The 19,567-nt window shown below is 69.1% G+C and carries 18 protein-coding genes; 12 read left to right on the forward strand and 6 right to left on the reverse strand.

The genetic code is table 11. The features are described 5' to 3' along the window. Positions 1-64: 64 nt before the first annotated feature. From ACR4XJ_RS07705 to ACR4XJ_RS07735, 7 genes are all read left to right on the forward strand, one after another. Positions 65-331 carry a DUF370 domain-containing protein gene (locus ACR4XJ_RS07705; protein ID WP_333505381.1) on the forward strand — a complete coding sequence of 89 codons (267 nt, stop codon included), beginning with the start codon at positions 65-67 and terminating at the stop codon, positions 329-331. Further along, positions 331-984, forward strand: a complete 654-nt coding sequence (gene gmk / locus ACR4XJ_RS07710; protein ID WP_434754674.1) for a guanylate kinase — start codon at positions 331-333, stop codon at positions 982-984. Before ACR4XJ_RS07705 ends, gmk begins: the two co-directional genes overlap by 1 nt. Next, positions 984-1,757: an orotidine-5'-phosphate decarboxylase gene (pyrF, locus tag ACR4XJ_RS07715; protein ID WP_434754675.1), complete on the forward strand. Its 774-nt coding sequence runs from the start codon at positions 984-986 to the stop codon at positions 1,755-1,757. The genes gmk and pyrF overlap by 1 nt, the downstream gene beginning before the upstream one ends. Positions 1,758-1,956: 199 nt before the next feature. After that, the gene (locus ACR4XJ_RS07720) at positions 1,957-2,865 is read left to right on the forward strand and encodes a tetratricopeptide repeat protein (protein WP_434754676.1); all 909 of its coding nucleotides are present in this window, start codon (positions 1,957-1,959) and stop codon (positions 2,863-2,865) included. Continuing rightward, positions 2,862-3,890 carry an HDOD domain-containing protein gene (locus ACR4XJ_RS07725; protein ID WP_434754677.1) on the forward strand — a complete coding sequence of 343 codons (1,029 nt, stop codon included), beginning with the start codon at positions 2,862-2,864 and terminating at the stop codon, positions 3,888-3,890. The genes ACR4XJ_RS07720 and ACR4XJ_RS07725 overlap by 4 nt, the downstream gene beginning before the upstream one ends. Positions 3,891-4,145: 255 nt before the next feature. Beyond that, complete coding sequence (recJ, locus tag ACR4XJ_RS07730) at positions 4,146-5,861, forward strand: single-stranded-DNA-specific exonuclease RecJ (RefSeq protein WP_434754678.1); 1,716 nt, start codon at positions 4,146-4,148, stop codon at positions 5,859-5,861. A 122-nt stretch (positions 5,862-5,983) separates the two neighbouring features. Next, on the forward strand, positions 5,984-6,685 hold the full coding sequence (locus ACR4XJ_RS07735; RefSeq protein WP_434754679.1) for a DUF2062 domain-containing protein: 702 nt from the start codon (positions 5,984-5,986) through the stop codon (positions 6,683-6,685). A 55-nt stretch (positions 6,686-6,740) separates the two neighbouring features. On the opposite strand, the gene ACR4XJ_RS07740 is transcribed toward ACR4XJ_RS07735, so the two are convergent. The 3 genes from ACR4XJ_RS07740 to ACR4XJ_RS07750 all read right to left on the reverse strand — a co-directional run bounded on the left by ACR4XJ_RS07740 (position 6,741) and on the right by ACR4XJ_RS07750 (position 9,890). After that, a complete protein-coding gene (locus ACR4XJ_RS07740) occupies positions 6,741-7,838 on the reverse strand; it encodes a pseudouridine synthase family protein (protein ID WP_434754680.1) in 1,098 nt (365 codons plus the stop codon). 67 nt (positions 7,839-7,905) lie between these two features. After that, positions 7,906-9,408 carry a response regulator gene (locus tag ACR4XJ_RS07745; protein WP_434754681.1) on the reverse strand — a complete coding sequence of 501 codons (1,503 nt, stop codon included), beginning with the start codon at positions 9,406-9,408 and terminating at the stop codon, positions 7,906-7,908. Positions 9,409-9,623: 215 nt separating this feature from the next. Beyond that, positions 9,624-9,890, reverse strand: coding sequence for a phage regulatory CII family protein (locus tag ACR4XJ_RS07750; protein WP_434754682.1), 267 nt, complete (start codon positions 9,888-9,890; stop codon positions 9,624-9,626). Between the two features lie 413 nt (positions 9,891-10,303). Between ACR4XJ_RS07750 and ACR4XJ_RS07755 the strand changes: the two genes are divergently transcribed. Continuing rightward, positions 10,304-10,999: a LuxR C-terminal-related transcriptional regulator gene (locus ACR4XJ_RS07755; protein ID WP_434754683.1), complete on the forward strand. Its 696-nt coding sequence runs from the start codon at positions 10,304-10,306 to the stop codon at positions 10,997-10,999. Between the two features lie 64 nt (positions 11,000-11,063). On the opposite strand, the gene ACR4XJ_RS07760 is transcribed toward ACR4XJ_RS07755, so the two are convergent. Together ACR4XJ_RS07760 and ACR4XJ_RS07765 are read right to left on the reverse strand one after the other, a co-directional pair. Further along, entirely contained in the window at positions 11,064-11,939 is an 876-nt protein-coding gene (locus ACR4XJ_RS07760) for a 2Fe-2S iron-sulfur cluster-binding protein (protein ID WP_434754684.1), read from the reverse strand. A 4-nt stretch (positions 11,940-11,943) separates the two neighbouring features. Further along, entirely contained in the window at positions 11,944-13,122 is a 1,179-nt protein-coding gene (locus tag ACR4XJ_RS07765; RefSeq protein WP_434754685.1) for an FAD-dependent oxidoreductase, read from the reverse strand. Positions 13,123-13,515: 393 nt separating this feature from the next. On the opposite strand from ACR4XJ_RS07765, the gene queC reads away from it, so the two are divergent. The 3 genes from queC (at position 13,516) to queD (ending at position 15,342) form a co-directional block, all read left to right on the forward strand. Continuing rightward, positions 13,516-14,235: a 7-cyano-7-deazaguanine synthase QueC gene (queC, locus tag ACR4XJ_RS07770; RefSeq protein WP_434754686.1), complete on the forward strand. Its 720-nt coding sequence runs from the start codon at positions 13,516-13,518 to the stop codon at positions 14,233-14,235. Beyond that, positions 14,235-14,894 carry a 7-carboxy-7-deazaguanine synthase gene (gene queE, locus ACR4XJ_RS07775; protein WP_434754687.1) on the forward strand — a complete coding sequence of 220 codons (660 nt, stop codon included), beginning with the start codon at positions 14,235-14,237 and terminating at the stop codon, positions 14,892-14,894. Before queC ends, queE begins: the two co-directional genes overlap by 1 nt. 79 nt (positions 14,895-14,973) lie before the next feature. Beyond that, positions 14,974-15,342, forward strand: a complete 369-nt coding sequence (queD, locus tag ACR4XJ_RS07780) for a 6-carboxytetrahydropterin synthase QueD (RefSeq protein WP_333505366.1) — start codon at positions 14,974-14,976, stop codon at positions 15,340-15,342. A gap of 391 nt (positions 15,343-15,733) precedes the next feature. On the opposite strand, the gene ACR4XJ_RS07785 is transcribed toward queD, so the two are convergent. Next, the gene (locus ACR4XJ_RS07785; RefSeq protein ID WP_434754688.1) at positions 15,734-17,074 is read right to left on the reverse strand and encodes a D-alanyl-D-alanine carboxypeptidase family protein; all 1,341 of its coding nucleotides are present in this window, start codon (positions 17,072-17,074) and stop codon (positions 15,734-15,736) included. A 1,371-nt stretch (positions 17,075-18,445) separates the two neighbouring features. Here ACR4XJ_RS07785 and ACR4XJ_RS07790 point away from each other — a divergent pair. Continuing rightward, positions 18,446-19,027, forward strand: a complete 582-nt coding sequence (locus ACR4XJ_RS07790; RefSeq protein ID WP_434754689.1) for a hypothetical protein — start codon at positions 18,446-18,448, stop codon at positions 19,025-19,027. Positions 19,028-19,567: the final 540 nt, after the last annotated feature.

The raw sequence follows: 19,567 nt of genomic DNA on the forward strand, positions 1-19,567 counted from the left end.
CGTCCCGCCCGCATGCGCGGGACGGCGCGCCGGGCATGCGGGCAACGGGACACGCCGGAACGCCATGCAGCAGAAACCGTCATCGCAAAAGCTCATCAACGTCGGCTTCGGCAACTTCGTGGTGGCCTCGCGCGTCGTGGCCATCGTCAACCCCTCGTCGTCGCCCATGCGCCGCCTGCGCGAGGACGCGCGGCAGGAGGGGCGGCTGGTGGACGCCACCCAGGGCCGCAAGACCCGCTCCATCATCGTCACCGATTCGAACCACGTCATCCTTTCGGCCATCCAGGCCGAAACCGTGGGCCAACGCTACACGCAGGAGGACGCCGACTGATGGCCCGCCAACGCTCCGGCATCGTGCTCGTGCTGTGCGCCCCCTCGGGCACCGGCAAGACCACCTTGACCAAACGCCTGCTCGCGGAGTTTCCGCGCTTCGCCTACTCCATTTCCTACACCACCCGCCAGCCGCGCGCGGGCGAGGTGCACGGCCGCGACTACCATTTCGCCACGGTGGAGGAATTCACCCGCCTGCGCGACGAAGGCTTCTTCGCCGAATGGGCCGAGGTGCACGGCAACTTCTACGGCACCCCGTTGCAGGCCACCCTGGACATGCTGCGCGACGGGCGCGACGTGATCTTCGACATCGACGTGCAGGGCGCGGGCCAGCTGCGCGGCAGCCTGCGCCAGGGGTGCTACGTGTTCATCCTGCCGCCCTCGCGGGCGGAACTGGAACGCCGCCTGCGGGCGCGCGGCACCGACGACGAGCACACCATCCAGCGTCGCCTTGCCAACGCGGCCAAGGAACTGGACCAGGCCCACTGGTTCAACGCCTGGATCGTCAACGAAGACCTGGAGACCGCCTACGACGAGCTGCGCGCCGCGTACATCGCGGCCACGCTGTCGCCCGCGTGCAGCCCGGACCTGGTGGGGGACATCATGTCCGGCTGGCGTGCCGAGGGACAGGCGCCGGAAGGGGGGCGGGGGTAATGGCCGAACTGGTCGTCGCGCTGGACTACCCGGCCATGGACGCCGCCCTGGGCACGGCCCGCGCACTGCGCGGCGCGGCAGAGGCCGCGGCAGCGGATGCGGCGGGCGGCCGCCTGTGGATGAAGGTGGGGCTGGAACTGTTCACCGCTTCCGGGCCGGAAGTGGTCACCCGCCTGAAGGACCTGGGCTTCCCCGTGTTCCTGGACCTGAAGTTCCACGACATTCCCAACACGGTGCGCGGGGCGGTGCGTTCCGCCGTGGCCACCGGGGCGGACATGTGCAACATCCACCTTTCGGGCGGCGAGCGCATGTGCCGCGCGGCGGTGGAAGGTCTGGCCGAGGGCGCGGCGGCGCGCGGCGGCGGGGCGGTCCCGATGCTGCTGGGCGTCACCGTGCTGACCAGCGTGGGGCCGGGCGAACTGCCCGGCGGCGCGGATCCTTCCGCCGAGGCGGCCCGGCTGGCCGCGTGCGGCCGGGAGTGGGGCTTGAGCGGCGTCGTCTGTTCGGGGTATGAAGCGGAGGGCATCAAGCGGCGGTGCGGGCGGGACTTCATCTGCCTGACGCCGGGCATCCGGCCTGCCGCCCGCGATGGGGCCGGTTCCGGCGGCGACGACCAGCGCCGGGTGATGACCCCGGCCGAGGCCGTGCGGGCCGGTTCGGACTACCTGGTGGTGGGCCGCCCGGTGACCGGTGCGCCAGGCCCCAATGGTCCCGCCGATGCCGCGCGGCGCATTCTGGCCGAGATGCGGGAGGCAGCGGGGCAGCGGGCCTGAGCGGCGCGGGCGGGGGCCTGATGCCGCATGGCGGCGCGTCTCTCTCAAGGCATGGCGGTTGCTGCCGATATGTGAGAAAAGGGGGAAGGGTGAAGGCAGGCACGGTCGCGCGCGGCGCGTCCGGTCTGTCGCGCCCGGCGTAACCTGTTCCGGAAAACCGGGCCGGATGCCGATACGCGCCCCCGGCTGGAGGCTTCAGATGACCGACGTGACCCGCGACGACCCCGTGCCCGCCGCCCGACAAGGGACCCAACAAGGGCCCCAACAGGGCGGCCCGCGCGGCAGGGAACGCATCAAGGGCGTGTTCTCGACGCAGGACGTGAAGAAGGTGGGCACCGGCACCACCACCCGCAAGACCATCCAGAAGGGGTTCTGGTACGCCGAAGAGACCGAGACGGGCGACATAGAGGTCCAGCCCCTGAACAACAACTACGTTCCCTCGGGCCCCAAGCGGCGCATCACCATCGACGAACTGCTGGAAAAGTTCGCCCCCGAGCCGGAGTTCTACGTCCAGACCGTCTTTCCGCGCATGCGCGAGCTGAACAAGACCGTGGCCCGCGCCGACCGCCACCGCCAGAAGGGCGAGACCTTCAGCGCCGAATACGAGTACGGCAACGCCCTGCAAGTGGACGAGGAGAACGTGCGCGCCAACTTCGGGCTGGGGCTCACCTACCTTTCGCGCGGCGAAACGGGCAAGGCCGACGACATCTTCGAACGGCTGGTGAAGCTGGAGGCCGCCTTCGACGAGGAGCACAAGCACCTCTTCAATGATTTCGGCATCAATCTGCGCAAGAACCATATGTTCGACCAGGCCGTGACCTACTACACGCGCGCCCTGGAACTGACCCGCAAGGACGAGAACCTGCACCTGAACATGGCCCGCGCCATGCTGGAGAAGAAGAATTTCACCGGCACGGTGGAGCACATCCTGAAGGCGCTGGAAATCAATCCCGCCATCGACGCGGGCATCAAGTTCCTGCAATGGATGCAGGCCAAGAAGCTGGTGCCCGCCGAACAGCAGGACGCCGTGCGCGACATGCTGGCCCGCATCGCCGCCGGGGGCGGCAAGGCCCCGGCGCAGGCCGGCGCGGGCGGAGGCGGGTCATGAGCCCGGCCGGCGTCCCCCCCGACCCCGCCCGGCCTGCCGGATCAACTGGACGGGCCGGACAGGCCGGACAGGCCAGACAGGCCAGACAGGCCGGAGCGGGCGGTCTGGACGCGGCCCAGGCGCTGCTGGACGATCTGCTGCGCCGCCCGCCGGAACTGCCCTACGATCCCGGCCTGCTGCGCGAACTGTTCGAATCCACCCGCGACAATTCCATGGCCCCCCTGTCCGTCGTGGCCGGGGTGGTCAACAAGGCGCAGGGGCTTGCCACCCGCGTGCTGTCCCTTGCCAATTCCGCCTACTACGGCTTGCAGTCGGAGGTGACCTCCGTCCAGCGGGCCGTGGCCGTCCTGGGCATGGCCGAAATCCGCGCGCTGGTGCTGGCCCTGGGCGTTTCGCGCATGATCGACCGCTCGCGCCTGCCCGCCGCCTTCGACCTGCGCGACTACTGGGCGCACCAGCTTTCCGTGGCCGCCGGATGCCGTCTGCTGGCCCGCCGCCTGCCCGGCTGCGACGCGGAAACCTGCTATACCGCCGGGCTGCTGCACGACCTTGGCAAGCTGCTCATCGCCGCCTACCGGCCGGACGACTGGACGGCCATCCGCCAGTTGGCCAGGGACGAGAACCTCATGGATTCCGAGGCGGAAGAACGGTTGCTGGGGCTGGACCACGGGGTGGTGGGGGCGCGCCTGCTGTCGTTCTGGGATCTGCCCATGGCCCTTACCGAGCCCATCAACTGGCACCATGCCCCGCACCTGGCGGGCGAACACGAACGCGCCGCGCTGGTGGTGCACGTGGCCGACGCCGCGCTGCGCCTGCGCGAACGGCTGGCGGGGCGGAATGCGGACGGCCTGCCCGGCGGCCTGTCCCCCCGTATGTCCCCTGACCTGCCCGATGACTTGCTGATCCCGCAGGGTCTGGACGACGCGGCCCGCACGCTGGGGGTTGACGTGCCGGCCTTCATGGCGGAAATCGAAACCTTGCTCGAAGGCGAGCGGATCGGGCAGTTCGTTTCCCAGTTGGCATAACACGGCTGAGCCGCGTTTACCTGTTACCTTTGCAGTGATGCTCCTCGTGTTGCGACTGCGACAAATGGTTTCCCCCGCCCGAAGCATGGCCTAACCCCAAATGAAAAGTTTGGGGGGGGAGGGGTTCGGGGAGGGAGACCCTTTGCCTCAGCCGTTAGGCGAGCTTGCGAGCCTTACGGATGAGGACCGCAACGCGCAAAGGGTCCCCTCCCCGTTGCTCTCTCTCTGTTTTGCTGACCTTTTCCCGGAGCATGCGTGACCCGCAACTGGATATTCCGCCCGGAGCCGGAGGCGGCATCGCCGCCGTTCGCGGCGTGGGCAGAACGGCTGGAAGTGTCGGAATTCATCGTGCGCCTGCTGTGGCGGCGCGGGGTGGGGTCCGTGGACGACATGGCCCTGTACCTTTCGCCCAACCTGCGGCATCTGGCTCCGCTGGCCGAATGGCCGGGGCTGGAGCAGGCGGCCCGCACCCTGACCGACGGGTTGCTGGCCGGGCTGCCGTTCTCCGTGTGGGGCGACTATGACGTGGACGGGGTGACCTCCACGGCGCTGGTCAAGGGCGTGCTGGCCCACCACGGCATCGAGACGGCGCACCACATCCCGGACCGGCGCGAGGAAGGCTACGGCCTGAACGTGGCGTGGGTGGAACGGCTGGCGGCGCAGGGCGTGCGCCTGCTGCTGACCGTGGATTGCGGCATCTCGGACGTGGAGCCGGTGCGCCGGGCGCGCGAACTGGGCATGACGGTGGTGGTGTCCGACCACCACATGCCGCCCGAGGGCTTGCCCGAGGCTGACGCCATCTGCAATCCGCGTCTGGCGGAATGCCCGTGTCCGGCCCTGGCCGGGGTGGGGGTGAGCTTTCTGGTCATGGCGGCGGTGAACGCGGCCCTGGCCGAACGCACCGGCAAAAAGGCCGACATGCGCGACTTCCTCGACCTGGTGGCGCTGGGCACGCTGGCCGACGTGGTGAGCCTGCACGGGCAGAACCGCATCCTGGTCAAGAACGGCCTGCTGAAAATCGCCGAGGCCCGGCGGCCCGGCATGGCCGCGCTGAAGACGGTGAGCGGATACAACCCCTCGGCCGCCATCGGGGCGGGGCAGGTGGTGTTCGGCCTTGCGCCGCGCATCAACGCGGCGGGGCGCATGGGCAAGGCGGAACTGGCCCTGCAACTGCTGCTGACCGGCGACCACGCCGAGGCGGCCCGGCTGGCCCAGGAACTGGACGCGGAGAACGCCCGGCGCCGGGCCGAGGAAGACCGCATCCTCGACGCCGCCAAGAAGCAGGCCGAAGGGCAGTTGCACCGCGTGGGCCTTGTGCTGCACGGCGACGACTGGCATCCCGGCGTCATCGGCATCGTGGCCTCGCGCATGGTGGACGAGTTCTACCGGCCCACGCTGATCCTGAGCCGCGACGGCGAATCCATGAAGGGCTCCGGCCGCTCGGTGGCGGAATTCGACCTGCACGCCGGGCTGACCCGCTGCGCCGACCTGTTTACCAATTTCGGCGGGCACCATCAGGCGGCGGGCATGAGCATGGCCGCCAGCCACGTGGAAACCCTGCGCGAACGGTTCGACGCCGTGGTGCGCGCGGAACTGGGCGACACGCCGCTGACCCCGCGCCTGAAGCTGGACGGCGAGCTGGGCTTCGCCCTGGCCGGGGATTTCACCCTGCTCAAGGAACTGGAAATGCTCCAGCCGTTCGGCATGGGCAACGCCGAGCCGGTGTTCGCCTCGCCGCCGGTGCTGGTGCGCGACCTGCGCCGCTTCGGCCCCGCGCGCGACCACGTGGAACTGCAACTGACCGACGAGAGTTGCGGCATCACCCTGCGCGCCAAGGCGTGGCGGCAGTCGGGCCAGTTTCCGGACAGTCTGCGCGGCACGCGGCTGCGCCTGGCCTACACCCCGCGCATCGACCGTTACAACGGCGCGGCGTCGGTGGACCTGCGCATCAAGGACTGGAAGGCGGAATAGGAGACGGCGGCGCTTCATGCCGCCCGCGCGGCGGTCCGCCCCGTTGCCCTTCTTCCCGCGCGTGGCTATCGTCTTCGTGCGGCACGGGATTTCCCTGCCGCCGCTTTTCGCTGGAGCCATGCATGGACGAGAACCCACACCCACAGGACGGCGGAACGCCGCCACCGGACGCAGGCCGCACCGGAAACGGCGCGGCCGGTGCGCGTTGCAACGGCCGCTCCCCCCTGGATCGCCTGTGGCGGACAGTGCGGCTGTACCGGCTGCGGCTGGTGCGGCTGCCGTCCACGCCGCACCGCATCGCGCTGGGCGTGGGCCTGGGCATGCTCATCGGGTCCATTCCGTTGATTCCCTCGCAGATGCTGCTGGCGGGCGTGGTGGCCTGGCTGCTGCGGGCCAGCCCCGCGGCGGCGGTCATCGCCACGCTGTATTCCAATCCGGTCACCTTCGGGCCGCTGTACGCCATCTTCTTCGCCATCGGGTCGTTCCTGCTGCCCGGCATGCACGTGGCCCTGCCCGACGACCTCGCCAATCTCACCTCGCTGCTGTCCATGGGCTGGGACGTATACCTTGTGCTGTGCGCGGGCGGGATGGTGTTCGGGGCGGTGGCCGGGGTGGCGGCCTATGTGGTCACCCTGCGCATGGTGGCCGCCTACCAGCAGCGGCGGGTGCGCTGGCGCACCGGGGCCAGGAACGCCCCGCCCGTGGTGACGGGCTGCGCGCCGTCCGAAGGGGGCGACGGGTGCGAACCGGATGGCATCGTGAATGGCGCCGGACGGCCGGATGCCGGGCACGGGGCATCCGGGCCACGGGACGCGCGCAGGTAACGCTGTGGCGGTGCCGCCGTTGGTGGCGGGCACGGCGAAAGGCGGGCGGATGGGCTCAGGAATCGGGGCGGTACGCGGTGCGTGCCGCCTCTTGCAGTTCCGGGGGCAGCAGGTACAGCCACGGCGGGGGGCAGGACGCGTCGAAGTCCGGCAGTTCGATGCGGGCGTGGTGCAGGAACAGCGTGGATTCGGCGGGCTGTTGTTCCGGTTTCGCTCCGGGGAGCTGCGGCCCGGCGGCATCGGGACCGCCGTAGCGCGCATCCCCCACGATGGGGTGCCCCAGCGCGGCGAGGTGGGCGCGAATCTGGTGCCGCGCGCCCTTGCGGATGACGCAGCGCACCAGCGTGCAGGGTGCGCCCGTGGCGGTCATGACCCCCAGCGGCGTGACCTCGGTATGGCGCAACGGGTCGGGGGTGTCGCCGGGCAGGACGCGGGTGGTGGCCCGGTTGGCCGTGTCCAGCGCGCGGCGCACCGTCACCGGGTGCTCCAGCACCCCGTGCGCCAGGGCAAGGTAGGTCTTGGCCGCCCGCCCGGAATTTTCGGCCGCGTGGAAGTGGCCGGCGGCCTGCGGGGTGCGCGCGGCCAGCAGGATGCCCGAGGTGGGACCGTCCAGCCGGTTGAGCAGGCGCGGAACGCCGGTGGCGTCCTGCGGGCCGGGTGCGCCGATAAGGCCGGGCAGCAGCGCTTCCACGCTGGGGGCGGCGCTGCCCGCGATGGCGGCGGAATGCAGCCCGCCGGGTTTGTACAGCGCCACGAGGCCATGGGCCTCGGCCAGCACGCGCGGTGCGTCGGCGGGGGCCGTCGGGGTGAGGTTTCGCGCCGTGTCATGCGCTTGGCCCGGCGTCGCAATCAGCGGGCGCAGCTCCACCAGCTGTCCGGCCTGCACGCATGCGCCCGGCGGGGCGGGGCGGCCGTCCAGCAGTACGGCGTGGGTCTGCCACAGGCGGCGGCGTGCACGCAGCCCCGCGTCAGGGGGAAGGGGGGCGGGCATGCCCGGCGGCAGATCCAGCAGGGGCAGCAGCCGGGCCAGGGCGGCATCCAGCCGCGCGCCGTGGTCTTCGGGCAGGATGCGGGCCGACGCGGCATGAGGCGCGGCATGCGGGGGCGCGATGTGGGGAGAGGCGTGGGAAGGGGGAACTGGTGGGGCGCTCATGCTCGGCAGCCTGCAAGGGGGGGGAGGGGCGTGGGCCTTCGCCGCATCCGCCGCCTCCGCGTGGCGTTCAGCGTTGGGCGGCGGACTCCGCCAAAGCCCGTTCCGCCGTGGACATGGCGCCCACGCGCAGGGGCACGGCCACCCGGAAGGCGGCGCCGCTGCCGGGCTCGCTTTCCACCCACACCCGGCCGCCGTGCGCGGTGACGATGCGCTTGACGATGGTCAGCCCAAGGCCAGTGCTGGCCTCGCCCGCCGTGGGCCTGGCGCTCAGCTTTTCGAACGAGAGGAACATGCGCTCGCGCTCCTCGGGCAGGATGCCGGGGCCTTCGTCCGCCACCTCGAACACCGCCTCTGCGCCGTCCACGCGCACGGCCACGGTGATGCACGTCTGCGGCGGGGTGAACTTCACCGCGTTGCTCAGCAGGTTGTCGAACACCTGGGCCATGCGGCGCGGGTCGAACATGCACTGTGCGTGCTCGAAGTGCTTGTCGATGCGGATGTTCTTGGCGCCCGCCGCCAGAGAGGCGAAGGACAGCCGTTCCGCCGCCAGCACGGCCAGGTCGCCGGGTTGCAGCACCAGGTCCAGCCGGCCGCTCTCGATGACGGTGACGTCCAGCAGGTCGTTGACCAGTTGGAGCATTTCGTTGCTGGCCTGGTGCATGGTGCCCAGCACGCTGTGCTGGTCCTCGGTCAGCGGGCCCAGCACCCCGTCCAGCAACAGGCGGCTGAACCCCCGGATGCCGTTGATGGGGTTGCGCAGGTCGTGCGCGGCCATGCCCAGGAAGCGGTTCTTGACGTCGTTCAGTTCCACCAGGGTGCGCGCGCGTTCCACCGTCTCCACGTTCTGGAGCACGCGGCAGTACAACTCCTCGCGCAGGAAGGGCTTGGTGATGAAGTCGTCGGCGCCGTTCTTGATGAATTCGACGGTAAGCGGGCGTTCGGCGTGCACGGAAACGCCCATGATCGACAAGGTCTCGCGCGGGTAGCGTTCGCGGATGCGGCGGGTCAGTTCCAGCCCGTCCATGTCGGGCATCATGAAGTCGGTGATTACCAGCATCACGTCGGGGTTGCGCTCCAGCACGCGCAGGGCCGTGGGGCCGCCGGACGCCTCGTACACCTGGAACATGTAGCGGCGCAGCTCTTCTTTCATGAAGGTGCGCATGGAGGGCGAATCGTCCACCACCAGGATCTTGGCCGAGCGGTTGCGGTGCAGCCGGGCCACGGCGCGCACCACGTTGTCCACGGCGCGCTCGTCCTTGATGATGTAGTCGATGACGTCCTTGGAAAGGATGTAGCGGCGCGTGGTGTCGTCCAGGCGCGAGGTGAACACCAGCGAGGGCACCTTGCGGGTGCGCGCATGGTCCACCACTTCGCCGTCGGGGGCATCGGGCAGGGTAAGGTCGAGAATGGCAAGGAACAGGTTGGGGCCCTGTTCGTCCATGATGCGGACGGCCTCCGCGCACGTGCCCGCCGTGACCACGGAAAATCCGAGGCGTTCGGCGATGCGCGTGCGCAGTTCGTCCGCGCTGGCGCGGCTGTCCTCGACGATGAGGATGAGCGGATGCGTCATGTTGCTCCGTGCGGGCGTGCTGGCTTGCCGGTCCCGCGGACGGGAACGGCCAGGGAAGGGTGCGCCATTTCACACGGATTTGCAAGCATCCAGGGAAGGGCCGGACGGCATGGTCCGGACGGCATGGTCTGGACGGCATGGTCGGAGGGGGGGGCGCGTCCCTGCGCCCCGCGTGCTGTCCGGCGGTGCCGCCGCGCGCGGCGACCGCCGGTCCTTCATGAACCGCCTTTGCCGCCGGTCTCCTCCGGGTGCGGCGTGAGCTGGTACCCCATCTCGTGGGCCATGTATTCCAGCGCGGCCACGTCGCGCGTCACCCGCATGATCTCCAGCAGGGTGTCCGCGCCCAGCTTGGCGCTGTGGTCGTGCGGATTCAGTTCCCGCATCATGGTGGGATAGGGCTTGCCGATCTGCTGGGCGACCCACTTGGACCGCCGCGCCCCAAGGACGGCGCTCTGGGTGATGCTGGTCACGCTTCTGCGCATGGGCGTACCTCCTGCCTGCGGTGTCTGGGAACCGGCGCGCCGTTGCGGCGCGCGGAGGGCACTGGACCATGATATCGCAGAAACCATGAAGAGGCAGGGTTGTAAACGTGGTGATACGGTATTTTGGGCGTTGAGCGTGACAGTATTTTCGTGGTAGTGTACCCGCAAATTGATGTAGGGTGATACTTCATCAGGTGGGGGTTGTGCGCCTGTCTGGCAGGATGTCACTGCATGGCGCGGGTGTGGGCCGCGTCGGCCCCGCATGCCGGAGCGGCAAGGCCGCCGGAACCGGGGCGCGGAAGGGCGGATCGCCAGGCATGCCGGGCGGGTACGGGCGGCGGGCAAGGCCCGGCGCAAACATCGGGCAGGCCGTCGGCGCCACTGCGCACGGCGGCGGGGCATGGGGTGGAAGCATGGACAACGGGCGGAAGGTGTTCATTGCCGCGCATCAGCCGCTGATGCGCGAAGGGCTGAAGGTGCTGCTGCGCGGGGTGGACGGGGTGCGCGTGTGCGGCGAGGCGCCGGACGGGCGCGCCGCGCTGGAAGGGTGTGAACGCCTGGGGGCGGACCTGGCCGTCATCGAGTGCGGGCTGCCCCTGCTGGACGGGGTGTGCGTGATGCGCCTGCTGAAGCGCCGCCATCCGGCCCGGCGGGTGCTGGCCATCGGCGGGGACGACCCGGCCATGCTGCGCCCCGCGCTGGACGCGGGGGCCGACGGCTACCTGCTGCCGGAAGCGAGCGCGGAGGAAGTGCGGCTTGCGGTGCGCGCCGTGCTGGCGGGCGGGGGGTGGCTTTCGCCGTGGGCCGCGCGCGAGGTGCTGCGCGACAGGCGCGACGCCGCCGGGGCCGAACCGGCGGGACGGGAGCGCGATGCGCTGACCCTGCTGACCCCGCGCGAGCGCGAGGTGCTGCATCTGGTGGCCGAAGGCTACCGCAACCGCGAGATTGCCGGGTTGCTGGTGGTCAGCGACAGGACCGTGGAAAAGCATCGGGCCAACCTGTTCCGCAAGCTGTCGCTGCATTCGCAGTCCGATGCCAGGGCATGGGCCGAGGCGCGCGGTTTCGCGCTGCGGCCGAGGCCGCGCGGCGAACGGCCGGGACTGGGCTGAGACGGGTTGGGCTGAGCCGGGCTGGACCGGACTGAATTGGGCCGGGCGGGGCTGGGCGGGGGCGTCAGTCCTTGCCGCCCCCGTGCATCATGCGGATGTCCATGATGTCCTTGGCCGGGTAGACGCCGCTGGGGCAGGCCCGGCTGCATGCCAGGTGGCGGCGGCAGTGGCGCTCGCCGTGCGGTCCCTTGCCGATGTGCAGCAGTTCTTCGCGCCGTTCGGGCTGGCGGGCCAGTTCGCGGTTCAGGGCGGCCAGCGGGGCGGGGCCCATGAACCCGCTCCCGTGCGGGGCGGCGGGGGCTTCCTGGTCCCGCGCGGGCTGACCGGCCGCCTGCGATGCCGCCGGATGCGCGCCGTCCTGCCCGCCGCGCCGGGGTTCCGGCGGGGGCGTGTCGTCGGTGCCGTTGCTCACCGGGCAGGCGGACATGCACGCCCCGCATTCGATACAGTTCTCCAGCCGGGTGTAGCGGGCCACCCCGTGCGGCACCCCGGTGGAGGCCCTTTCCACGGGGCGCACGTAGCCCCAGTCCGGGTCGATGTGGGCGAACATGGGGCGCATGTCCACCATCAGGTCGCCCAGCACGGGCAGCGAGCGCAGCGGTTCCAGGGTCACCACGTCGGCGTCCAGGGCCAGCATGGGGGTGATGCAGGCCAGCCGTTCGCGCCCGTTGATGCGCATGGCGCAGGTGCCGCAACTGGAATGGTGGCACGAGTGGCGGTAGACCAGCGTGGGGTCGGTCTCCACGCGGATGCGGTCCAGCACGTCCAGCACGGAATCCTCGGGCCGCACCGGCAGCCGGAAGTCGTCGAAGCGGGCGTTGCTGCCGCCGGGGCCGCTGCGCTGCACCCGCACCGTGAGCGTGCGCGGCTGCCGCGGGGCGGGGGCGGATTCGGGCGTTGCGGCCGGGGTTTCGGGCGCGGTCTTTGCGGCGTCGCTCATGGGGTCAGCTCCTGTAGAAGGCCCGCGCGGGCAGCAGGGGCGTTTCGCGCGTGCGGCACGGCGCGTCGCGCCCGGTGAGGCGGCAGATGATGTCGGCGGTCTTTTCGGCCATGGCGCGCAGGGTCATGCCCTTGCCGCCGATGATGGACAGGAGGCCGGACACGTTGTCGCGCTCGCCGTGGTCGTAGCAGTCGAAGGTGCGGCTGATCTCCTGCGGCCGCGCGGCGCCGGCGTTGCCGATGAGCGGCCGCGCGGCGGACCACGCCGAGCGGATGGGAGCCCCGGCGCAGGCGGGCACCATTTCCGAGCACAGGCGCACCATGCGCTCCACGTGGTCGGGGGGGATGTCCAGATGGTCCGGGTCGTCGGTGAGCCACATGGAGGTGCCCAGCACCGAAAGGCGGCGCTGCGGCACGATGATGTCGCCCTCGCTGGCCTTGCGCATGCGGTTGACCACCATGTTGGTCACCCGGCCCTCGATGGCCACCAGCACCCCCGGCCCCGGCTGGATGGGCACGTGCACGCCCGCCAGCGCCGCCACCTTGCCAGCCCACGCCCCGGCGGCGTTGACCACCAGGTCGGCCGGGGCCGACCATTCGTGGCCGCGCGCGCCGTCGGCGTCCTCGGTCAGGCTGCGCAGGCGCAGGCCGCGCACCGCGCCGTCCCGCACGTCGATGCCGACCACTTCCGTGAAATTGTGGGCCGTGGCCCCGCCCGCGCGGGCCGTGGCCAGGAAGGGCAGGGCCAGCCGCCATGCGTCGAAGGTGGCGTCCGGCACCTGCATGGCCGCCAGCACCCTGTCGGTCAGGCCGGGCTCCAGCCTGCGGGCCTGCTCCGGCGTGTAGTCGCGCGTGGGGATGGACGCGGCGGCGCAGGCGTCCTTCAGCCGCTGGCGGTAGGCCATGTCCTCGTCGTCCAGGGCCACGAACAGCCCTTCGTTCTGTTCCATGGCCTGCGGCGCCAGGCGGCGCAGGATCATGTTTTCCTCGATGCATTCGCGCGCGGCCTCGGGATCGTGCACCGCGTAGCGGGCGCCGCTGTGCAGCAGGCCGTGGTGGCGGCCGGTGGCCCCGCTGAAGAATTCGCCCCGCTCGTAGATGGCGACGGAAAAGCCGCGCAGGATCAGGTCGTGCGCGAGAGCCGCGGCCGTGCCGCCTCCGCCGATGATGGCGATGTGTTCCATGCGTGCTCCGCTGTGAGTGTGCTGTCGCCCCGGCCGGGCCCCCTCCGCGTTCCTGAGGTCGGGCCGTGGACGCCGGACCATGTACCTCCCTAGCATGGATGCGGGGCGATGGTACAGTGCACGGGCATGATTGGTGAAAAAATCTGGCCCCGGAGCGGAAAAACGGGGCGGAACCCAGACGGGGCGCAGATCAGGGGCCGTTTCCAGGCCGTGGCCGTCCCGGCGCTTTACAAGCGGGGGCGGGCGGGGTAGCCAGAGTTCTCCCCACGCGACGGTCCGGATTCGGCGTGGCGGGCGGCCTGCCCGGCCTGTCTGGCCGGGACGTGCGCCACGCGCCCCGCCCGTCGCCCGTTTTCCGCGCAACCGGTTGCCCGTCTTTCGCAAGGAGCCGCCATGCATAGCAAAGAAACCGCCCTTGTGGTCCTGTCCGGCGGGCAGGACTCCGCAACGTGCCTGGGCTGGGCGCTGGAGCGTTTCGGCCGGGTGTCCACCATCGGCTTTCACTACGGCCAGCGCCACACCGTGGAAATGGACTGCCGCCTGCGCCTCATGGACGAGGTGCGCCGCCTTTCCCCCGGCTGGAGCGAGCGCCTTGCCGACGACACCACCGTGGAACTGGCCCTGTTCCGCGAACTGGGCAGCACCGCGCTGACCCACGACGTGGCCATAGAGATGGGCCGCAACGGTTTGCCCACCACCTTCGTGCCGGGCCGCAACCTGGTGTTCCTGACGGCGGCGGCCGCGCATGCCTACCGGCAGGGCATCCGGCACATCATCATCGGCGTGTGCGAGACCGACTATTCCGGCTACCCCGATTGCCGCGACGACACCATCAAGGCCATGCAGGTGGCCCTGAACCTGGGCATGGAATCGCGCTTCGTGCTGCACACCCCGCTGATGTGGCTGACCAAGGGCGCCACGTGGGAACTGGCCCGGCAGGTGGGCGGCGACGCCTTCGTCGAGGTGGTGCTGGAGCACACCCACACCTGCTACAAGGGCGTGCGCGCCACCCGCCATCCGTGGGGCTATGGCTGCGGCGACTGCCCGGCCTGCGACCTGCGCCGCCAGGGCTGGGCCGACTACCTGCGCAGCTGTTCCGGCGGCGGGTGCTGATGGCCTACCGGATCAAGGAAATCTTTCACTCGTTGCAGGGCGAGGGCGTGCACGCCGGGCGGGCCGCCGTGTTCTGCCGTTTTTCCGGCTGCAACCTGTGGACCGGACGCGAGCGGGACCGACAGGACGCCGCGTGCCGCTTCTGCGATACCGACTTCACGGGCACCGACGGCCCCGGCGGGGGCGTGTTCGAGGGTGCCGGGCAACTGGCCTCGGCCATCCTTGCCGCCTTTCCGTATGCACTGGACGGGGACGGCTGGCTGCCCTATGTGGTGTTCACCGGCGGCGAACCCGCCCTGCAACTGACCACGGAACTGCTGGACGCCCTGCACGCGCGCGGCTGCCAGTGCGGCGTGGAGACCAACGGCACCCTGCCCCTGCCCGGCGGGCTGGACTGGGTGACGGTAAGCCCCAAGGCGGGCACGCGCCTTGCCGTGACGCGGGGCGACGAACTGAAGCTGGTCTGGCCTCAGGAAGGGCTGGACCCCGCCGGTTTCGCGGGGCTGGACTTCGGGCATTTCATCCTGCAACCGCGCGACGAGGCGGGGGCGGATACGGAAGGCAACGCCGCCCACGTGGCCGCCTGCGTGCGCTACTGTCTGGCCCATCCGCGCTGGCGGCTGGGGTTGCAGACGCACAAGTTTCTGGGCATCCGCTAGGGCGCCGCGCGCGCCGGGCCGCATTCACATGACAGACACCACGCCGTGCCCGCACGGCCGACACACAGGCAGGACGGCAATGGACATCTTCGTGACACTGAACTTCGACGCGGCGCACCGGCTGCCGTGCGTGCCGCAGGGGCACAAGTGCGGCAACCTGCACGGCCACACCTTCACCGTGGAGGTGCACGCGCGCGGCCCCGTGGGCAACGATACCGGCTGGGTGATGGATTTCGGCGACCTGAAGCGGCTGGCCAAACCGGTCATCGACCGGCTGGACCATGCCTACCTCAACGACATTCCCGGACTGGAGAACCCCACCAGCGAATGCATCGCCCGCTGGCTGTGGCGCGAACTGAAGCCCGGCCTGCCGCAGCTGTGCCGTCTGGTGGTGCGCGAGAGTCCCACCTCCGGCGCGGTGTACGAAGGGGAGGGCGGGGCGGCCTAGGGACTGTTTCTAACTTGTCCTTTCGCCCGTTGGCGTCGTCAAACTTCGCCTGTCATGGCTCTGCTGTCCCTATCCGTAAGGTTCGCTTCGCTCACCAACGGCTAAGGCTCGGTCGAATACGATAAGAGCGCGCTGCGGTCCTCTCCCGTAAGGTTCGCAGGCTCACCTAACGAGAGAGGCATACTCCCTCATGGCAAGCTTGTTTTCCTTGCCAACGAACGAAAATCCTAAGTTAGAAACAGTCCCTGACATCGCTAATCCCGTCAGACCCGACAGGGCCGTGGAACGTGCTGGATTCGAGGCACGGCACGCGAAAAGGGGCACCCCGTACGGGGTGCCCCTTTTCGCGTGCCGTGCCGTGTCAGCCGGTGTAGCCGGTTTCGCCGGGGCATCAGCCCTGCTTGTCGGCCACCTCGCGCGGGGCGGCCTTCTTGCCGGGCACGGGCGTCTTGTCCGCCGTGGATCTGGTGGCGGAGGACTTCTTCCTGACGGCCTTGGGGGCCGGTTCCTGCTCTTCCGCCCTGACCACGGCCTTGCGGTCGGCCTGCTTGACCGGGAGGGCCGGGGTGGCCTGCGCGGTGGCCTTGGTGGTCTTGGCGGCCTTGGACGCCGTGGTCTTGGCCTTGGTCGCGGCTTTGTCCTTGCCGGGGGCCTGGGCCGTCTTTTGCGCGGCCTTGGCGGGGGCGGCCTTTTCCGCCGTGACCGTGGTCTTCTTCTTTTTGGACGAGGACTTCTTCTGCGCCGGGGCGGCCTTTTCCGCCGTGGCCGTGGTCTTGGCGGCGGCCACCGCCGTCTTGCGCGCCTTGCCCGTCTTGGCGGACTTGCGCAGTTCCGCGTAGGCCTCGCTGTTGGTCTTGTGCAGGTTCAGGGCGTAGTCCGCGGGCTTCATGTCCGCCAGCAGCGAAGCGACGCTCTTGCCGCCGCCGGAGGCGGAGCGGAAGCCCGCCTCCACCAGCCGGTTCACTTCCTGGGCGCGGGCCTGGGTGGTTTCCGCGCCCAGCACCACGGCCAGCAGGCGGGTCTTGCCGCGCTTCACCGTGGAGATGAGATTGTAGCCGGAGGCGAACACCCAGCCCGTCTTGAGGCCGTCGGCCCCCTCGCAGTTGCCGAGCAGGGGGTTCTTGTTGGTGGTGATGACCTTGTTGTGCTTGATGTACCGGGTGGAGTGGTAGCGCAGGGCTTCTGGGTACTGGGCAAGGTAGGCGCGGGAAAGGGTCAGCATGTCGCGGGCGGTGGTGTGCTGACCGGCGGCGGGCAGGCCGTGCGGGTTGCGGAACACGCTGTTCTTCATGCCCAGCGCCTTGGCCTTGGCGTTCATCATCTGCACGAAGTTGTCCACGCTGCCGCCGATGTGCTCGGCTGTGGCCACGCTGGCGTCGTTGCCGGAGGAAACGGCCATGCCTTCCAGCAGTTCGTTCAGGGGCAGGGTTTCGCCCTGCTTCAGGAACATGCGCGAACCGCCGGTGGAGAAGGCGCGGCGGCTGACCTTGACGGTGTCCTTCAAGGAAGCCTTGCCCGCGCGCACCTGGTCCAGCGCCACGTACATAGACAGCACCTTGGTCAGCGACGCGGGGGGGATGGGCTCGTCGGCGTTCTGTTCATAGAGGATGCGCCCGGTGCTCATGTCCAGCAGCAGGGCGGAGCGCACGTTGAGTGTCTCGTGGCCGGAGGCGCGCGCCACGGGCGCGGCGAGCAGCGCGGCCAGCGCCAGCGCGGCGAATGCCAGGGCCATCGTGCAGACGGGGGCGGTGAATCGGGCGGTACGTGCCGCCGGGCGGGGGGATGCGGAGTGCGGGCGACGGGCCGTGTGACCAGGGACGGTGGTGTGCATGCGCATGCGCTGTCTCGCCTTTCCGAGCCGGCCGCTCCGGGCCGGGAAACCGGTGTTTCAGGCCGCGCGCGGTGCGCGCCCCTTCGCGATGCGTTGCCGGAATGCCCTGCCGCGGCGGGTCAGGGAATGCAGTGCGCCCGGCGGGCGCGTCCGGCCCGGGGCGGAGGTCTGTCCGGCCTTGTGGGACTGTGCGGCAGCGATCGGTTCGGACGTCCTCGTCCTGTGCCGGGCCGGTACATCCCGCTGGTTGCAATGTGCGTCGCCCGTGGCGCGCGGGGCAGGGCCGCCGCATTCCGTCCGGAATGGCCGCGCGCCGGTGTCCGCGACAAGCATTACTGTAGAGGGCGGCCCATGACAAGCATTCTCTGATGATTGCGCAGAAAATTGCACGTGTCTGGCGTGTGGAGAAATGGCCGGACAGGCCGGGTGACGTGAAGGGCGGCATTGCAAGGTGCCCCGCAACGTGTGTTACGCGCGCTTGCAGGCCGGCGTTGCACGCCGGTGGGCATTGTTGCATGGGCGTTTCGCCGCCGCACGGGTAAACGGAATTCCGGCATGTTGAATATTTTCTAGAGTTTGCCGTGCGCGGGGTGTGGTCCGGTAACCCGCTCTGGTGCTGGACTTCCGGGTGGGGGAGGGGGGGCTGGTCTCCCTGTGACAGATGGAAGGAATGTACTTGCCGTGTCGCAGTTGTTGTGCGAAGCGGTGCATCCAGGTCCTGCCGTCTTGCAGTGTGCCGGTTGTCCGTGGTCGGCTGTCGATGGGCGGCATGGGGGGGCTGCGACATGGCAGCGGAGGTGAAGAATGGTCAGGAGAGGGTGGCAGTGTGGTGCAAACGGTCGGCGGCTGAGGTGGGCACGGCAGACGACAATTTCAGGCGGCCCTGGGAGTTGTCAGAAAAGTCTTTCTTTAAGTATGGATACGTGGAAATGGCGTGGAAACTTCCGGTTGCGCAAGTAAGCGGTCGCTTATGCCCATATCGCGCGGGTTGAGCAACTAATCGCGCAATCATGCAAGATTGAGCGGTCAATCCGCGCAAGGTTGCGCGAAGGGGCCGATTTTTCGCTGGAGATTGTGATAAAAATATTTATTTTATATTTTAGCATGTTGTAGGTGATTTTCGTGGGGGCATCGCGGTTGGCTGTCGCGCAATGGCACGGGCTGTGCTCAGGAAGGGGGCAAGGACGTCGCGTCAGGCCGGCGAACCGGCCCGAGAAGATGCCTTGAAAGAGCGTGGACACGGAGCGCAAACCTCCAACGGAGAGGACCGTCATGAACATCACCTTCGAAATCATCGGACAGAGCTGCGACCTCGCACTGCACCCCGTTTCTCCGCAGACGGCCGAGGCCATCCGCACCAAGGGGCGCGAAATATACGCCGAAAAGTACATGAATTGGTGGCGCAAGGGGAACACCCGCACCTTCGGCATGCGCCTTGGGCCTGACAGCCTGGCCCGTCTCTTCGTGGACGGCCGCCAGACCGAACTGGACGAAAGCCTGTTGTACCGCGACGTGACCACCATCCGCCGCCGCATGTACCTGAACAGCAAGGCCAAGTATCTTGCCGTGCTCGGCTATGACGACGAGTGGTGCGCCTTCAAGTGGATATGGCACGACGTGAAGAATTTCGACCCCGCCAAGTTCAGTTTCCAGGTGCTGAACTGGGACCGCGTGATGAAGACGCAGGGGTACAACGTGGTGGACAACGTGTTCTACGACGGCCACCTGGCTGATGACGATTCGTGGTGCAACCCCAGCGGGTTCACCCTCATCGATCCGATGATCATCGACCTTGCGGACGTGCGCCGCGAGGTAGAGGCCGAACAGGCCGGCGGCAGCAAGAAGGCGGCGTAACCGCGCCGCACACAGGCACTCCCGGTTGGGGTTCCCGCCCGACCGTTCGTCAGACCCGCACCCGTAGTAGCCCTACCCCTCCCTGCCCGAGAGCGGAGGTCCCCACACCCTCCGCTCTCCCCCTCCCCCAGGGCCCGCCGTCCGTAAGCGGCGGGCCCCGCCTTTTCTTCAATCCGGGGCGCCGTCTGATGCCATGGCGAATGGCCCCCTTTACCGGCGCGGTATAAAAAGTGAGCGCTCACCTGTTTTCTTAATAAATGAAAAAAATCACAATAGGGACGGAAAACTGCCGGGAAGTCGCATGGTTCCGCATAAAATGGATTGTGTGCCCAATTTGGAATGATGCCGGGAGAATGCCGGATGCGTCAGGAGGGTGTTTTTAAAATCTTTTGTAATCAAGCATGTTAATGCACTTTTAAAAAATGAGGCGCGCGCTCGTGCCGATAGCGTGAGCACGAAGTTTTGCGATAGGTTGAGTTGACAAACAACCCGCTAAGGGGCAGTGTCGGGCTGTCGATGCTGTGTGAACAACCAGTACAA

Origin of the sequence: Nitratidesulfovibrio sp. D1, assembly GCF_051133415.1 — a bacterium.
Classification (GTDB): domain Bacteria; phylum Desulfobacterota; class Desulfovibrionia; order Desulfovibrionales; family Desulfovibrionaceae; genus Cupidesulfovibrio.

Coding starts and splice junctions, on each gene's coding strand:
- ACR4XJ_RS07705 (WP_333505381.1), top strand. CDS start 65: ATGCAGCAGAAACCGTCATCGCAAAAGCTCATCAACGTCGGCTTCGGC.
- gmk (WP_434754674.1), top strand. CDS start 331: ATGGCCCGCCAACGCTCCGGCATCGTGCTCGTGCTGTGCGCCCCCTCG.
- pyrF (WP_434754675.1), top strand. CDS start 984: ATGGCCGAACTGGTCGTCGCGCTGGACTACCCGGCCATGGACGCCGCC.
- ACR4XJ_RS07720 (WP_434754676.1), top strand. CDS start 1,957: ATGACCGACGTGACCCGCGACGACCCCGTGCCCGCCGCCCGACAAGGG.
- ACR4XJ_RS07725 (WP_434754677.1), top strand. CDS start 2,862: ATGAGCCCGGCCGGCGTCCCCCCCGACCCCGCCCGGCCTGCCGGATCA.
- ACR4XJ_RS07735 (WP_434754679.1), top strand. CDS start 5,984: ATGGACGAGAACCCACACCCACAGGACGGCGGAACGCCGCCACCGGAC.
- ACR4XJ_RS07740 (WP_434754680.1), bottom strand. CDS start 7,838: ATGAGCGCCCCACCAGTTCCCCCTTCCCACGCCTCTCCCCACATCGCG.
- ACR4XJ_RS07745 (WP_434754681.1), bottom strand. CDS start 9,408: ATGACGCATCCGCTCATCCTCATCGTCGAGGACAGCCGCGCCAGCGCG.
- ACR4XJ_RS07750 (WP_434754682.1), bottom strand. CDS start 9,890: ATGCGCAGAAGCGTGACCAGCATCACCCAGAGCGCCGTCCTTGGGGCG.
- ACR4XJ_RS07755 (WP_434754683.1), top strand. CDS start 10,304: ATGGACAACGGGCGGAAGGTGTTCATTGCCGCGCATCAGCCGCTGATG.
- ACR4XJ_RS07760 (WP_434754684.1), bottom strand. CDS start 11,939: ATGAGCGACGCCGCAAAGACCGCGCCCGAAACCCCGGCCGCAACGCCC.
- ACR4XJ_RS07765 (WP_434754685.1), bottom strand. CDS start 13,122: ATGGAACACATCGCCATCATCGGCGGAGGCGGCACGGCCGCGGCTCTC.
- queC (WP_434754686.1), top strand. CDS start 13,516: ATGCATAGCAAAGAAACCGCCCTTGTGGTCCTGTCCGGCGGGCAGGAC.
- queE (WP_434754687.1), top strand. CDS start 14,235: ATGGCCTACCGGATCAAGGAAATCTTTCACTCGTTGCAGGGCGAGGGC.
- queD (WP_333505366.1), top strand. CDS start 14,974: ATGGACATCTTCGTGACACTGAACTTCGACGCGGCGCACCGGCTGCCG.
- ACR4XJ_RS07785 (WP_434754688.1), bottom strand. CDS start 17,074: ATGGCCCTGGCATTCGCCGCGCTGGCGCTGGCCGCGCTGCTCGCCGCG.
- ACR4XJ_RS07790 (WP_434754689.1), top strand. CDS start 18,446: ATGAACATCACCTTCGAAATCATCGGACAGAGCTGCGACCTCGCACTG.